This window comes from Streptomyces humicola (genome assembly GCF_024436035.1).
In the GTDB taxonomy this organism is placed as follows: Bacteria; Actinomycetota; Actinomycetes; order Streptomycetales; family Streptomycetaceae; genus Streptantibioticus_B; species Streptantibioticus_B humicola.
Genome location: NZ_JANFNG010000001.1, coordinates 436,100 through 450,893 on the forward strand (window position 1 = coordinate 436,100; position 14,794 = coordinate 450,893).

The following is a 14,794-nucleotide window of genomic DNA, read 5'->3' on the forward strand; positions in this document are numbered from 1 at the left end:
AGCGCGCGGGGATGGCCGCGGTGCCCAGCTTTGTTCCGCTCGGTTGTGCCGCATGCACAACTGGAGGGAGCCCGACCGGTTGACTCCTCGTCAGGTGTCCTGAGCCGGTGGGAAAAGCCGTGCGGCGCGGAGCGCCAGCGCAAGGTCCACCTGGAATGCGGCACCGGTGAGGTCACGGCCGGTGATCTGATGGATCCGGTGCAACCGGTTGATAACGGTGTTGCGGTGGCAGTGCGCCAGCTCGGCGGTACGCCTGACCGAACCGGCCGCGGCCACCCAGGTCTCCAGCGTGTCGAGCAGCACTTGGCGTTCGGCGGCGGACACCTTGAGCAGCGGCGCGAGCCAGACTTGGACGAGCTGCGCGGCCAGTTCCGGAGAACTCAGTAGCAGCGCCTCGGGCAGCCGGTCCTCAAGCGACGCCACCTCGCTCCGGTCCGACGGCACGGCCCGCCGGGCCAGCGTCGCCTGTCGGTAGGCGACGTCCGCATCGGACAGTCCGGGTACCACACCGGACAGGCCGGCAGGAGCGTCCACCGCTCGCTGCAGCACGTCGAGCGCCGTATCCAGCGAGACGTTCCGGAGTGCGAGCAATCCGACGAGTGTGCTGGCGCGCACCTGCCAGGCAGAGTCGATGCGTGCGGCGGCGAGTCGTCGTTCCAGCAGAGCAGCGGTGTGGTGCTCCTCGGCACGGACATCGACGGTCACCACGGCGTACCGGCCGTCCACCGGAACGCCAAGGATCCTCGCAGCCTCGAAGGCGAACGCCGGGTCCTTCGCCCGACCGTGCAGCAGTCCCTCCCACAGCGCGGCTCGACGCTGTTCGTCGGCGCGAAGGAGCCGGCGCTCGGTGCGGTGATAGGCGACCGCAACCTCCGAGGAGATGGTGTCGACGATCTCCCAGACCTGGCTCGCCACGTTCAACAGGGCGTCCGCATCGTCCGTACCCTGCTCGCGGGCCTGCTCGATCAGAGCCTCCCAGACGAGTCGACCGCCGATACGGAACGACCGGAGCACATCGTCCAGCGGCATCCGCTGCTCGGCTCGACGCTGTCCCGTCGCATGAGCCGCGTCGAAGTAGTCCTCGATGGCGGACCGGCCGGAACCGGCAGCCCCACCGGCGACCATCTGCACAACGCGAGCGATGTTGTCGTGGCACGACTGCCACAAGTCATCGGCAGGAACCGCGGTCATCAGACGGTAGCCGGGGTTCTGCTCATAGATGGTGCGCACCAGCACGTCGGTCAAGGCGGGCACCCGCAACAGCACACTCGCGGCCAGCGATTCCGCGACCCGCATGCTCCCACGATCTACCGTGTCACCCATGGTCTGTACGTTCTCATACCGGCCTGCGCCCCTACAGATGAGAGTGAGGAGACCTCGGTCGCGGGCGAACTTGTGGACCTTTCGGATCTGCCGGATCAATGTGGCGCGGAGTGAAGACAACAGCGGGGTCGTACGGAATCACGACTCAGGTCGCCGACCGCCTCCTGCGCACGGGGGAGCGTCGGCTGACTCAGCGACGGGGTGCCGGTCAGCCCTAGTGCACCATCCTCCGAGAGCTGGGGGTTCGGGGCAGGCAACCTTGGGGGGAACGGCGCAGGGTCGCCGGAGGGGCTGCCGGAGAGGGTGAGGACGCGGGCGTTGCGGGGCACGGAGGGATTATTTCCGGCTGGGCCGGGGCGCGCGCCGGTCGGCGCTGGAAACGGTGGCTCAGGTCCCCTGGCCGGGGCTGATGATGTGGTGCGGGTCGAAGGCCGCCTGCAGCACGTACCGTTACCGGGCCGGCCATCGTTGGGCCCTGCTTGTTTCTCGGTCCCCGCTGCGGCCGCGACGGGGACCGACAAACAAGCGGAGCCCGCAGGGGATCTAAACGACCGTTGTGTAGTGCGAGGCGTCACCCGCGATCGAGTAGCTCGACTTGCCGTCGATGCCGACCGGGACGTCACCTGCGACCGTCACACGGTTCAGACGGCGTGGCCGGCCGTCGTAGTTGTCGATGGCGTAGTGCTGGGTGATCCGGTTGTCGAACAGCACGAGCTGGTTGGGCGACCAGCGCCACCGCAGGATGTTCTCCGGCCGGGTGACGCAGCTCTGCAGCAGGTCCAGGATCTTGCGCGATTCGGCTGTGGACAGGCCCACGATCCGCTGCGCGAACCCTCCGATGAACAGCCCGCGCTCACCGGTCAGCGGGTGCACCCTCACAACGGGGTGGGCGGTGCGGAAGGTGATGGAGGTGAACACCGCACGCTGTCGGGCCTTCTCCTCGTCGACGCTCTCCTCGGGCACCGCGTAGTCGTAGTCGTTGGTGTGTTCCGCCCACAGGGAGTCGGCGAGGAGACGCAGCGGCTCGGGCAGATCACGGTAGGCGCCGGCGGCGTTCGCGATCAGCGTTTCGCCGCCGTAGGGCGGAACGACGATGCTGCGCAGGGTGCTGGCCTGCGGAGGGTTGACGACGAAGGTGACGTCGGTGTGCCAGTGGTTCGCCCGGCCTCGCTCACTGTCGACGGGGAGGACGTTCGGGGTGCCCTCGACGGAGGGGACGGTCGGGTGCGCGGTGGTCAGTTCGCCGAAGTGCCGGGCGAAGCGCTGCTGGCCCTCGTCGTCGAGATCGACGTCGTCGAACACCAGCGCCTTGTGCTCGTTGAGGGCGGCGCGCAGGACGGCGACGGTCTCGCCGTCCAGCTCCTTGCCGATGTCGACGCCCGCCACCAGCGCGCCGATGCGAGCGGTGACCTTGCGGATCTCCAGACGGTTCTGGGTTTCGATACTCGTGGACATGCGGGTTTCTCTCCTTCTCGGCGGGTGCTCAGTGGGTGGCCAGTACCGGGACCGTGTACTGGTTGGCGGGGCGCGGCAGTCCGTACCGCTCGCGCAAGGTCTGTCGGGGGCCGTACTCGCTGCGCAGCAGTCCGCGGGTGCGCAGGACCGGCACGACGTGGTCGACAAAGAGTTCGAGACCCGAGGGCAGCACGGCGGGCATGATGTTGAACCCGTCGGCGGCGCCGTGGCGGAACCAGTCCTCGATGGCGTCGGCGACCTGTTCGGGTGTTCCGGTGAAAGTGCGGTGACCGCGGCCTCCGCCGAGCCGTCCGATCAGTTGGCGGACGGTGAGGTCGTCGCGCCGGGCGAGTTCCACGACGAGGGTGTAGCGGCTCTTCGCTCCTTCGATCGCGCTTTCCGGCGGAAGGCCGTCCGGCAGCCGGGAGTCCAGGTCGAGCGCGCCGGGCTCCACGTGCAGCAGGCGTTCGAGGCGGTGCAGGCTGTGCTCGTACACGATGTGCTCTTCGAGTTCGGCCTCACGGCGCCGCGCCTCCGCCTCGGTGTCGCCGATGACGGGGACGATCCCGGGAAGAATCTTGATCCCTTCCGGATCGCGTCCGCCCGCTCGGGTCCGGGCCTTGAGGTCCGCGTAGAACTCCTGCGCGTCGCGGAGCGTCTGCTGTGCGGTGAACACCGCCTCCGCGTGGCGCGCCGCGAACCGCCTGCCGTCCTCGGACGAACCCGCCTGCACCAGCAGCGGATAGCCCTGCGGCGAGCGCGGCACGTTGAGCGCACCCTCGACGCTGAAGTGGGTGCCCCGATGCTTGGGCGGGTGGAGTTTGGCGGTGTCGCCCCAGACGCCGGCGATCTTGTCCGCGACGATGAGGTCATCCTCCCAGCTGTCCCACAGCTTGAGCACCACATCCAGGAACTCGGCGGCGCGTTCGTACCGGGTGGCATGCGACGGCTCGTCGTCAAGGCCGAAGTTGCGGGCGGCTTCCGCGCCGGCGGTGGTGACGATGTTCCACCCGGCGCGCCCGCCACTGATGTGGTCGAGCGAGGCGAAGGCGCGGGCCAGGTTGTACGGGGCGTTGTAGGACGTCGACGCGGTGGCGATCAGGCCGATGTGCTCGGTGGCGGTGGCCAGCGCGGTGAGCAGCGTGATCGGTTCCAGCGAGCCGGACGGGCGCTGGCCGACGCTGTTGAAGAGCACCGGTCCATCGGCGAGGAAGAGCGAGTCGAAGGTGCCGCGCTCCGCGATGCGGGCGAGGTTGCGGTAGTGGTCGATCGCAACGCTCGCATACGGGTTGCTCTCCGGCAGCCGCCACGACGCCTCGTGGTGGCCGGTGTTCATCAGAAACGCGTTGAGGTGCAGCTGTCGGTGTCGGGTCACGTGGTGGCTCCTTGGACGTCTTCGGTCACGCCGAGAGCGGCAAACAGCCGCTCGCGGTACTCGCCGAGCAAGGGGTCGCGATAGGACCGCGGGTGGGGGACGTCGACGCTCACGTCGAGACCGATACGTCCCTGGTCGAGTACGAGGACACGGTCGGCGAGCACGATCGCCTCGTCCACGTCGTGGGTGACGAGCAGCACGGACGGCCTGTGGCGCTCCCACAGTTCACGCAGGAGGGTGTGCATCCGGATGCGCGTCAGCGCGTCCAGGGCGCCGAACGGCTCGTCGGCGAGGAGGAGCTCGGGGTCCCACACCAGGGACCGGGCCAGCGCGGCGCGCTGTGCCTCTCCGCCAGACAGCTCATTGGGCCAGGCGCGTTCCCGCCCGGCGAGGCCGACCTCGGTGAGGGCCGCCCGCCCCCGTTCAGCGGCGTCCTTCCCGCGGGTCCCGAGGATCACGTTGTCGAGCACACGGCGCCACGGCAGCAGCCGGGAGTCCTGGAAGACGACGGACAGGCGTTGCGGGGCGGCCAGTTCGCCACTGCCGGTGACCTGGTGGTCGAGGCCTGCAATGGCCCGCAGCAAGGTGCTCTTCCCGGAACCGCTGTGGCCGAGCAGGGCGACGAACTGCCCCGCCGGGATGTCGAGGTCGATCCCGTCGAGCACGTCGCGGGCGCCGAAGCTCCGGGTCAGGCCGCTGATCCGGACGGCGGGCGGGGTCAGTTGCTCAGCGTGCGTCGCCATGACAGCACCCTTCGTTCGATCAGGCGGACCGCGCTGTCGGAGACCAGGCCGAAGATCCCGTAGATCAGCAGGCCGACGATGATCACATCCGTACGGCCGTAGTTCTGGGCCTGGAACATCATGTAGCCGAGGCCGCTGGTCGCGTTGATCTGCTCCAGGACGACCAGGGACAGCCACGAACCGGTTACGCCGAGCCGCAGTCCGACGAAGAAGCCGGGTAGTGCGCCGGGGATGACGATTTGCCGGATGAACTGGACCCTGCTCAGCCCGAGGACCTCGCCCAGCTCCACGAAGCGGTTGTCGATGCCGGAGAGCGCGGAGTGCAGGTTGAGATAGATCGGGATGTAGACGACGATGGCGATGATGGTGATCTTGAAGGTTTCGCCGATGCCCAGCCAGAGGATGAACAGAGGTATCAGGCCGAGGGTGGGGATCGCCCGGTTGAGCTGGACCGTGCCGTCGATCAGCGCCTCGCCGACCCGGCTGAGCCCGGCGGCCAGGGCGAGCGCCACCCCGCCGACCAGGCCGATGGCGAAACCGTACCCGGCACGCCGCAGCGAGGTGGTGATGTCGGAGCCCAGTGTGCCGTCGGTCCACAGGTGGGCGGCGGTACGCAGGACCGTCCAGGGTGCCGGTATGGCCCCGGGGTCGAGCTGTCCGGCGGCGGAGGCGGCTGCCCAGAGCGCCAGGAAGAGCACGGGACCGGTCAGCCGCGAGGCGGGCAGCCGCCTGCCCGGGGCGAGCCCGCGGGTGCTGCGGCGCGTGACCGGCGCCCGCTCGTGCGCACGCCCGTGCTCGGGCTCGTGATCTGCAGGACGTGGCCGTATCGCGGTGCTGCCGTCAAGGACGCGTTCGGTCACGGGTATCACCTCCGATAGGTGGCAGGGACGGCGTTGGCTGCCAGGCTCTCGAACCGGCGGTCGAAGAGCGACGCGGCCTGGAAGGACTTCACGAAGCCGCCCTCGGCCAACAGGTCGGCCGTGTCCTGCTCCCAGGCGATGGCTTCGTTCCAACTCCGTGGGAACAGTGGCTTGTTGCCGAGCTCGGTGATCTCCCGGGCCTGGGCGAGGGCGATGTTCTGGGTCTTGACGTAGAACTGCTCGTTCCACTCATCAGGGTGTTCGTAGACCCAGACCAGGCCCTGGGCCCAGCGCGGGATGAACCCCGCGATCGCCGCAGCCTTGGAGGAGTCGGCCAGCACCTCGGCCGGGGCCCACAGCAGGCTGAGGAGGTCGACGACGTCGGTAGTGATCGTGTGCGCCCCCTTGGCTCCGTACTGGTTGAGGTAGGAGGGAACCTGGCTGATGGCGAGGGGTGCGATGTCCACCTGCCCGGCCTGCAGCGCGGTGAGGAACTGGTTGCTGGTCAGCGGCACCAGCTGGACGTCGGAGTACGTCAACCCGGCCTCCCTCAGGGCGCGGAGCAGGACGACACCTTGTGCCTGGCCCTGGGAGAACGCCAGTTTCCTGCCCTTGAAGCCCGCGACATCCTTGATGTCGCTGTGCGGTGCGGTGGCGAAGACATAGGAGGGTTTGCGGGTGAGGTTGACGGCCACGATCTTCGCGTCGTAGCCCTGGTAGTGCGCCTGGATGGGAGGGATGCCTGCATTGTTGGCCAGGTCCAGGGAGCGGGCGCGGAAGGCGTTGATGACGTCGGGTCCGGCGCCGATGTTGAGCCAGTTGGACACCGTGAAGGGAAGACGGTCCAGTCCGGCGAGCTTGAGCTGTAGCTGCTGGGAGCCCTGGTACGAGGCGATCGCGAGGCTGGTGCCGGAAGGGACGGTGGTGGGCAGTGGAGCGTTGGAGGACAGCGTCGGCTCGGCGGCGGAGCTGCTCGCGCAGCCACCCAGACCGAAGGCCGCAGCGGCTCCGAGCAGGGAGTGCAGGAACAGGCGCCGGTCGGGACCGGACGCCGGCAAGGCGGAGTTGGACATCGGAACACTCCGTGATTTCTCGCGTAGGGAATTCGGCACGGGAACGTCAGCCGGGGAGGGGGGAATGCACGCATTGCCGCGGGAGATGCCGGAAGAGCGTGCCGCGGAAACCCGCGCACGCATCACAGAGGCGGAAGCGTCACCGCTGTCCGGGGCGGCCCGGCCGGCATGTAAGCCCGGAAAACGCTGATATGTCAGCGCATGTCGATGTGTCGTCGAGTCAGCAACAGTGGCTGCGTCCGACCCGCATCAGGTCGATGACACGGCACTTGGTGAGGACGATCCGGCGAGACGGGCGCTGCGCGACACCAGAAGCGCGGTCACGGCTCTGCCGTGACCGGACTACCTGGGAAAATCCCTGCGCGTTGCTCACGAACAGGATGGTCCCTTTCGCGCGCAGCGCCTGTCAACATTCCGAGTTTCTGAATTAATTCGCCCCGGTCGGCACGCCCAGCGGGTCCCGGTACAGCACGTCCAGGGCCACCGATCCGCCCGCCGTGGCCAGCACCGAGTCGGGAAAGCTACTCGGTACCACCGCCTGCTCGACATCGGTCGCCATGGACGTGTGCGTCCTGGCCTCCGCCCGAAGTGCGGCGAGGCAGTCCTCGCGGTGGATGACGCCGAGTTCGGTGACGACGACGGTGTCGGGGTTGAGTACGTCCAGCAGCAGGCCCACCGCGCGGCCGACCAGCCGAGCACGCTCGACCAGCAGGTCCGCCGCAACCGGATCGCCATTGTTCGCGGCGGCAAGTACGAGCATCGGGTCCGGGGTGTCGATGACACCCGCTTCCCGGGCCCGGCGGCACAGCGTCTGCTCGCTCACCTCGGCCTGCAGGCATCCGGTCCGGCCGCAGCGGCATGGCCGGATACCGCCGTTCACCGGCAGGTGGGCGATGGCTCCGGCCTGCGACCGAGGCCCGTAGTGCACCTGGTCGTTGGTGGCGAAGGCGGCATCCACCACGTTGCCGATGAACAGGTGCAGCACGCTCTGGCCGCTCCGGGCGCGCCCGAACAGCCGCTCGCCATTGACCAGTGCCCTGGAGTGGCCGTCGACATGGACCGGCAGGCCCGTATGCCCGCCGAGCATGTCGCGGACGGGCACACCACGCCAGCCCAGTAGCGCGTGGTCGACGATGGTCCCGGAGCCACGATCCACCCAACCGCCGGCGGCCACGCCGACACCCAGCAGCGTGGTCCCCGGCGCGTGCTCGGCCAGCAAGGCGTGGAGCCCTTCGGCGGCCCGCGCCAGCACCCAACCGGGTTCGGTGCTGTCGTGGCTCCTACGCCGCTGCGCCACGATCCGGCCCCGCAGATCGAGGAGGGCGACCGTCGTGTACGGCACTGCAATGTGCACCCCACCGACCAGAAACCGGGAGACGTCCAGGTCGACCGGAAGATGCGGCCGCCCGACGCCGTTGGAACGCCGCGGCGCGTGCGCCTCCCGGATCAAGCCGAGCCCGATGAACTGGGCGCAGTAGTCGGTCACCGAGGCCGGGGACAGCCCGGTCAGCCGAGCGATGGTGCTCCGGGCCACCGGCCCGTGCTCCAGAACGGCCCGCAGCACGAAGCTGGCGCTGGTCCTTCGACGCGCGCTGCCGGAGGCTCGCCGTCCAGGAACGAAAACAGCGGCTGGTGCGGATGGTGCTGCTGGGTTGCTGGGCATAGGGGATCTTCCTCGGGAGCCGGTCCGACACTGCGCCATCTCAGTCGGCGAGCCGGATTCGCTCCGTCCGCCTCAAGCCGGGCAACAGGTGGCCGCACCCTGGCGTCCCAGATCGAGGTATCGACGCGACGAGAGTTTTTCGGCCTGGGCAACCATGCCTCGAAGCTAGCAAACCGCTCCGCTCCTGCACAGCCGCCCGCGCCCGGCGACCCGATACAAACGCGGCCGACTCGGCGGCGTCACCCTGCCCCGCCGCTGAGCGGTCCCGCTCCCGAGCGATCGATGAAGCTCTCTTCGAGGTTCCGCCGGACCATCACCGATGTCCGAGCCGGCCAGAGATCTCTGACCGCTGAGGTATCGGCGACGGTGCGGGCGCCTACTCCAGGAACGCCGCGGTGGTCGCCACGAACCGGTCGGCGCCCCGGCGATCCGCCAGGGCGGTGCCGCCCCGGGCGCGGCGGCGCCGTAGCGCAGCCCTGGCAGCGTCCGCTGTGACCATGACGGTCGCGATCTAGGGCAGCTGCCAGCTTTGGGCCTTCGTCCCGTTGCACGTGTAGATCTGCAGCTGGGTGCCCGGGGTCGTGGACGAGTTGGGGTCGTCCAGGCATTTGCCCGACTCGGGGTTGACCAGCGACGAGCTCGTTCCGGGTTTCCACTGCTGGGCGCCCGTGCCATTGCACTGATACCACTGGACCTTCGTGCCGTTCGCCGTACCGCTGCCGGTGACGTCCATGCAGCCACCCAGTGCTTGGATGGTTCCGTTCGTCGCGACCGTCCACAACTGGGCGTCCGTGCCGTTGCAGCCGTAGATCTGGATGGGGTTGCCGTTGGCGGTGGCGCTGTGGAGGTCGTCAACGCAGAGGGACGAGGAGATGCCGGAGACGATGGGGGCCGCGCCGGGACCGCTGCTGAAGCCGATGGCGAAGATGTGCATCCCCCCTGTGCTGACATCGGAGGGCAGCCGCACGTCGCGGACCGTCTTGCCCGAGGCCAGATCCACCGGTGCCGTGGCGAACAGATAGGTCTTGATGGTGTCGGGCGAGGCACCGGCGTGGTTGCGATAGGCGGTGGTAACGGCGATGGTGTTGCCCGCGGCGGGCGACGTGCTGCCGCCATTCAGCGTCCAGTCGGACAGCGTCAGCGGCACCGACTGGGTCGAACCGTCGGTGTAGACGACGGTGGCGGTACCCGACGACGGACCGTTGTTGGCCGAGCCGAGGAAGGTGATGGCACCGGTGCCCGACACCGGGACGGTCTGGCCGTTCGCCTCGTAGTTGTCGGACTGGCCGGAGGCGGCGGCCGGCCAGGTGAAGCCAGCGCCGTCCGCGGTGACGGTGGAGCCCGCAGTCACGCCCACCGCCGCCAGAGCGTTGCCCGAGTAGCTGTACCCTCCGCCGTCGAAGTCGGCTGAGCCGGACGCCGCATCACTGGAGACGCCCACGTCGGTGTAGGTGGGCGAACCGGCGTACGACGGCGGCGCGGCCGATGCGCCCGAAGCCCAGGCGGTGTTGGCTGAGCTGCCCAGGGTGTAGGCGAGCGTGCCCCCGCTGGTGATCGCACCCGGCGGTGCGTACGCGTTGTCCCATGGCGAACCGTTCCAGGTGGCCGATTGGACGTACGGCGCGTTGTCTGCCGCCCCTGTGCCGTCGATGGTCAGCGTGTTCCCGGAAGGCAGGGCGATCAGCGCCTGTGCGAACTGCGGGCTGCCGAGGGCCAGATCCGACGTACCGGGGGTTTCCGGATACATCCCGAGGGCGGACCACACATACCAGGAACTCATCTCGCCCAGATCGTCGTTGCCGGCGAGGCCGCCAGGGGCGTCGGTCCAGATCTGATCCTGGATCTGCCGTACGACGTGCTGGGTCTCGTACGGCTGGCCGATGTAGTCGTACTCCCACGGGATGTCCAGGCTGGGCTCGTTGCCGAGATCGGCGTACCCGTTCGCGCCGGTGAAGGAGGACAGATCGGTGTTCAAGTAGCGGGCCATGGCGGCATCGCCACCCATGGCGTCGGCCAGCCCGCGCAGGTTGAACGGGACCATCGGGGTGTACTTCCAGGAATCGCCCTCAACGAAGTCGGTGCCCGATGTGGCGGAGAAACCCGAGGTCCACGAGCCCGACTTGTCGCGCGGCTGAATGAATCCGCTGCCGAAGTCGAAGAGGTTGCGCCAGTCCTGCGCCCGGTTGACGAACGCGGTCTGGTCGGTGGAGTCGCCGAGCGCCCCGGCCAGGGCGGATACCGCGAAGTCGGCTGAGTCGTACTCGAGCGTGGTGGAGGCCGCACCGTAGAAGTTGCAGCAGCCGTAGCTGCCGTTGCTGGCCAGCCAGCCCATCTGCTCCAGATACTGCAGCCCCGGGCGGATGGTGTTCGGGTTGTCGGCCTCGGTGACCATGTCGGCCAGCGAGGTCGAGGTGTCGAAACTCCGAGCGCCGAACGCGTAGTAGTCGGCGAGGATCTCGTCGGCCGGGTCGCCGACCATGACGTATGTCTCGCCGTCGTTCTCCGACCACTTGGGGAATCGTCCGGTCTGGGCGAAGTCGTCGAGCATCGACTGTGCCGCGTCCGAGGCTGCCTGCGGATCGACCAGGGCTTCGAGTTGGGCCTGGGACCGGTAGACGTCCCAACCCGAGTAGTTGGCGTATGCGGCTGCATGCCCGGGATCGACTGTGTGGATCTTTCCGTCGAAGCCCGGGTACTCGCCGCCCGTGTCGCTGATGAGGTTGGGATGCAGCAGAGCGTGATACAGCGCCGTGTAGAAGACGGTCTGCTGGCCGGCGGTGCCACCGGCGACCTGGATGCGGCCGAGCAGTGTGTTCCACGTGTTCTGTGCGGCACTGCGCATACTGTCGAAGTCCCAGCCGGGGTTCTCGGCCGTGCGGTTGGCCGCCGCGTCGGCCACGGACACGTAGGAGAGACCGACCTTGGCCTGGACGACCGGGTTGCTGGTGGTGTCGAAGGTGACGTACCCGTCCGACGCGGCGGTCATGGGGGTGAAGGGCTTCGTCACGCTCGGGACGATGCCGTGCAGAGTCGGCCGGTTGGGCGCCTCCGGGGCGGTCGGCGGGACTCCTGTTCTGGGCGAAGGGGGTGCGTAGGTCGCGACGGCCGTGCCGTTGCCGCTGAACGGCTGGTCGAAGACCATGTCGAAGTAGACCGTGTAGGAGTTGCCAGAGCCGCAGAAGTTGCCACTGGTGACCTGCCCGCTCACTTCGGTGCTGCTGACCACGTCGAACTGGGTGTTGGTGTCGCCGCCCTGGCTTCCGGCCAGCTTGAAGATGAGGTTCGCCTGGGTGGTGGCGGGGAAGGTGAAACGGGCCATACCGCTGCGAGTGGTGGCCGTCAGCTCGGTCTTCACGCCGTTGTTGAGCGACACCGTGTACGCGCCGGCGCTCGCGGACTCGTTGGCGTGTGAGAAGGCGTCCGTCGCGCTGGTGCTGACCGCGCCGACGGTCGGCAGGATCGGGACGTCGCCCGCTGCCCGGCACCCCGGCCCCGAGAGGTGGGTGAGGCTGAAGCCGGTGATGGATGAGTCGATGTAGGCGTAGCCGCCGCCGTCCGGGCTGGACGGCGTGTCCGGACTCCACTGCACCATGCCGAACGGGACATCGGCACCGGGGAAGTCGTTGGCGCCGTTCGAGGTGCCGATGAAGGGGTTGACCAGCGATGCGGGCGAGGTGACGAGGGCGGAGGCCGCCGGTGCGGCGGGCGCGCTCATGCCCATGGCAGTGAGCGCGCCGACGGCGATGAGAGGGAGAACGCGTCTATGGCTTCTTCTCGGTCGTGCCATCGGTGCCCTTTCCCTCGTGCGGCAGCCGGCCGGACTCGCAGGGCAGCGTCGAGACAACGTTGCCGTGAGCAGGGTGGCGGTGTCGGCGGATGACTACGGTGCTGAATGGCGGCGCGCGGCATGCGACGTGCGCGTCATGTCGCCACCGGGACGAAGGGTGCCGGGCGGCGACAGAGAGCGGAAACGCGGAAGGGTGCCAAAAGCGGCTTTTCTTGGGAAGGTTGACGCCGACGTGGCACCCTGTCAAGCCTTCGCGTAGGCCGCTCTGGCCTGCCATGACCGTAAGTCGAACGCGACCGGCAGCCGACCCCGGCCGACCACGTCGCCAACGAGATCCTCGACGACGTCGTCCTGCCCTCGCTCAATGCCCCCTGACTGCACCGTGATCAGCTGCACGTATGGGTGACCGTGTGGCCCGGCTTGAGCGCCGCATAGGGCACGTGGGCCGTCCCGCCCGTCAAAGCAGGCTCCTCGCCCTGGATGGTGGCGAACTCCTTGCTGCCCACGTCGCACACCGCGCCTTGCGCGACGGGCGGCCTTGCCGGGCCGGCGGCGACCACGGCGAGCCCGGTGCGCCCCCAATCGGGCACACAAGCAGCCTCGCCAGGCACCGTCTACTAGCTGTGGGGTGCGGACTCACCGGCCACAGGCCGGGGCCGGACCCTTGCGGCGAGGATGGCGATGTCGTCCTCGACCGCATGCGGGACCAAGGTGCGCAGCACCTGGTCGATCAGATCGTCGAGATCGCCAACCAGCGGGAGCCGCAGCTTCGCCAGGCGTGCCAGCGATTGGTCGATGTCCTCGTCCCGCCGCTCGACCAGGCCGTCGGTGTAGAGCAGCAGGACCTGTCCGGGCTGCAGATCGCCGATGACCAGTTCGTACCCGCCGAATCCGGTGCCGAGCGGCGGACCGGTCGGCACGTCGATAAGTTCGGTGTCACTGTCCGGGCTGAAGATCGCGGGCGGCAGGTGGCCTGCGCTCGAGTACGTCCAGCGGGCCCGGGCGGGGTCGGCGAGGGCGAGCAGGCAGGTGGCCGGGCGGCGGGCGTACTCGCTCTCCTCGCAGATCATGGTGTCGAGCTGCCGGAGGATGCGGTGCGGAGGCAGGTCGGTGGCCGCCACGTAGCGCAGCACCGACCGGTAGTTGCTCATGTCGACGGCGGCCTCGATGCCGTGTCCCATGACGTCCCCGATGGCCAGCAGGGTGCGCCCGTACGGAAGGCGTATCGTCTCGAACCAGTCGCCGCCGACCACGGCGCTGGTGCCCGACGGCAGATAGCGGCAGGCCAACTCGACGTTGGGGTGCGGGCTGCCCGGCTCGGTGAGCAAGGCCCGCTGCAGCTCCAGGGCGATGTCTTGGGAGCGGGCGTAGCGGCGGGCGTTGTCGATGCTGATGGCGGCGCGGCCGGCGACGTCCTGGGTGAGCACCACGTCCTTGTCGGTGAACGGCGGGGACTCGCCTGTCCGCGCCAAGGTCACGGTCCCAATCGTGTGGCCACGGGCAGTGAGCGGCACGACGAGAACGGAGTGGATCCCAGCGGCCCGGTACGCGGCCGCACGCCGGGTGCCGGACGGGTAGTGGGTCAGCTCGCCCTCCGACAGCCGGTTCAGCACGACGGGCTGACCCGTCTGCAAGCACCGCTGGACAGGCGCCCCGTCGGGGTATCTCGCATACTCGCTCGTCATGTCGGCAACACGACTGCGCAGCGCCGGGACGCAGGCGACGGCGGTGCGGTGCAGCCGTACCGTGCCCGTCCTGGTCGTTCCGCCGCCCTGCGCCACATGGGATGGCACGACCTCGACGGCGGCCATGTCTGCCAGCTTCGCGACCGTCGAGATCACGAAGTCGGCCAGCTGCGCGCAGGTCGTCTCCACGTCGAGCGAGGTGCCGATCCGGGTGGCCACCTCGTCGAGCAGGGCGAGGCGGGCCCGGGTCCGCTCCAGGTCACGCCACTGCTGCACGGCCTCGGTGACCTCAAACACGATGCCGATGATCCCGGTCACCCGGCCCCCCACCTCCAACCGATGGTAGGTACCGCGCCACCACCGGCGCTCATGCGGCGCCTGCGGCGAGTCGAGACGCCCGAGGCCGCTGCTGACCGCTTCGCGTGGCTGCCCGTCGGCGAGCACCTGCCGGAGCACGTCGGCATTCCTGTTGATCCCCGGAAGCGTCTCGGCGAGGGTGCGGCCGACGACCTCGCCGGCGGGCACGCCCGTCATGCGCACGAAGGACGGATTGACGTAGCGGTACCGCAACTGCGGATCGAGCATGACGACAGCAGCGGCCGTGCCGTGCACCATGCCGCGCAGGAGTTCCTCGGCGCCGCCCGTCGACAGCGCAGCAGCCGCCGAGTCCATCAGGGCTTCGTCTTCCTGTCCGGAACCTTCCGGGCGCGCCTGGGCGCCCCGCCGTCCGGTAGGGAATTCCATAGTCGTAACCCTACGGCTCGGATCCGCACGCCCGGATCCACACACCAGTCTCCCGTGAAACGGCCTGAGCGGCCCTTCAAGGGACT

General features: G+C 68.9%; 11 protein-coding genes. All 11 read right to left on the minus strand.

Annotated elements, in window-relative coordinates:
• Positions 1-90: 90 nt before the first annotated feature.
• The 11 genes from NGB36_RS02110 to NGB36_RS02160 all read right to left on the minus strand — a co-directional run bounded on the left by NGB36_RS02110 (position 91) and on the right by NGB36_RS02160 (position 14,708).
• Complete coding sequence (locus tag NGB36_RS02110) at positions 91-1,296, minus strand: PucR family transcriptional regulator (RefSeq protein ID WP_255918269.1); 1,206 nt, start codon at positions 1,294-1,296, stop codon at positions 91-93.
• A gap of 570 nt (positions 1,297-1,866) precedes the next feature.
• A complete protein-coding gene (locus NGB36_RS02115; protein ID WP_255918270.1) occupies positions 1,867-2,778 on the minus strand; it encodes a TauD/TfdA dioxygenase family protein in 912 nt (303 codons plus the stop codon).
• Between the two features lie 28 nt (positions 2,779-2,806).
• Entirely contained in the window at positions 2,807-4,153 is a 1,347-nt protein-coding gene (locus NGB36_RS02120; protein WP_255918271.1) for an LLM class flavin-dependent oxidoreductase, read from the minus strand.
• Positions 4,150-4,896 carry an ABC transporter ATP-binding protein gene (locus NGB36_RS02125; protein ID WP_255918272.1) on the minus strand — a complete coding sequence of 249 codons (747 nt, stop codon included), beginning with the start codon at positions 4,894-4,896 and terminating at the stop codon, positions 4,150-4,152. Before NGB36_RS02125 ends, NGB36_RS02120 begins: the two co-directional genes overlap by 4 nt.
• Positions 4,872-5,723 carry an ABC transporter permease gene (locus tag NGB36_RS02130; protein WP_255918520.1) on the minus strand — a complete coding sequence of 284 codons (852 nt, stop codon included), beginning with the start codon at positions 5,721-5,723 and terminating at the stop codon, positions 4,872-4,874. The genes NGB36_RS02125 and NGB36_RS02130 overlap by 25 nt, the downstream gene beginning before the upstream one ends.
• A 38-nt stretch (positions 5,724-5,761) precedes the next feature.
• Positions 5,762-6,829: an ABC transporter substrate-binding protein gene (locus NGB36_RS02135; RefSeq protein WP_255918273.1), complete on the minus strand. Its 1,068-nt coding sequence runs from the start codon at positions 6,827-6,829 to the stop codon at positions 5,762-5,764.
• A 427-nt stretch (positions 6,830-7,256) separates the two neighbouring features.
• The gene (locus NGB36_RS02140) at positions 7,257-8,492 is read right to left on the minus strand and encodes an ROK family protein (RefSeq protein ID WP_255918274.1); all 1,236 of its coding nucleotides are present in this window, start codon (positions 8,490-8,492) and stop codon (positions 7,257-7,259) included.
• Positions 8,493-8,868: 376 nt separating this feature from the next.
• The gene (locus NGB36_RS02145) at positions 8,869-8,991 is read right to left on the minus strand and encodes a hypothetical protein (RefSeq protein WP_255918275.1); all 123 of its coding nucleotides are present in this window, start codon (positions 8,989-8,991) and stop codon (positions 8,869-8,871) included.
• Between the two features lie 12 nt (positions 8,992-9,003).
• Complete coding sequence (locus tag NGB36_RS02150) at positions 9,004-12,207, minus strand: lectin (protein WP_255918276.1); 3,204 nt, start codon at positions 12,205-12,207, stop codon at positions 9,004-9,006.
• Positions 12,208-12,665: 458 nt separating this feature from the next.
• Positions 12,666-12,869 carry a hypothetical protein gene (locus NGB36_RS02155; RefSeq protein ID WP_255918277.1) on the minus strand — a complete coding sequence of 68 codons (204 nt, stop codon included), beginning with the start codon at positions 12,867-12,869 and terminating at the stop codon, positions 12,666-12,668.
• A 27-nt stretch (positions 12,870-12,896) separates the two neighbouring features.
• Positions 12,897-14,708: a SpoIIE family protein phosphatase gene (locus NGB36_RS02160; protein ID WP_255918278.1), complete on the minus strand. Its 1,812-nt coding sequence runs from the start codon at positions 14,706-14,708 to the stop codon at positions 12,897-12,899.
• Between the last annotated feature and the right edge of the window lie 86 nt (positions 14,709-14,794).

Coding starts and splice junctions, on each gene's coding strand:
- NGB36_RS02110 (WP_255918269.1), bottom strand. CDS start 1,296: ATGCGGGTCGCGGAATCGCTGGCCGCGAGTGTGCTGTTGCGGGTGCCC.
- NGB36_RS02115 (WP_255918270.1), bottom strand. CDS start 2,778: ATGTCCACGAGTATCGAAACCCAGAACCGTCTGGAGATCCGCAAGGTC.
- NGB36_RS02125 (WP_255918272.1), bottom strand. CDS start 4,896: ATGGCGACGCACGCTGAGCAACTGACCCCGCCCGCCGTCCGGATCAGC.
- NGB36_RS02135 (WP_255918273.1), bottom strand. CDS start 6,829: ATGTCCAACTCCGCCTTGCCGGCGTCCGGTCCCGACCGGCGCCTGTTC.
- NGB36_RS02140 (WP_255918274.1), bottom strand. CDS start 8,492: ATGCCCAGCAACCCAGCAGCACCATCCGCACCAGCCGCTGTTTTCGTT.
- NGB36_RS02145 (WP_255918275.1), bottom strand. CDS start 8,991: ATGGTCACAGCGGACGCTGCCAGGGCTGCGCTACGGCGCCGCCGCGCC.
- NGB36_RS02150 (WP_255918276.1), bottom strand. CDS start 12,207: ATGAGCGCGCCCGCCGCACCGGCGGCCTCCGCCCTCGTCACCTCGCCC.
- NGB36_RS02160 (WP_255918278.1), bottom strand. CDS start 14,708: ATGGAATTCCCTACCGGACGGCGGGGCGCCCAGGCGCGCCCGGAAGGT.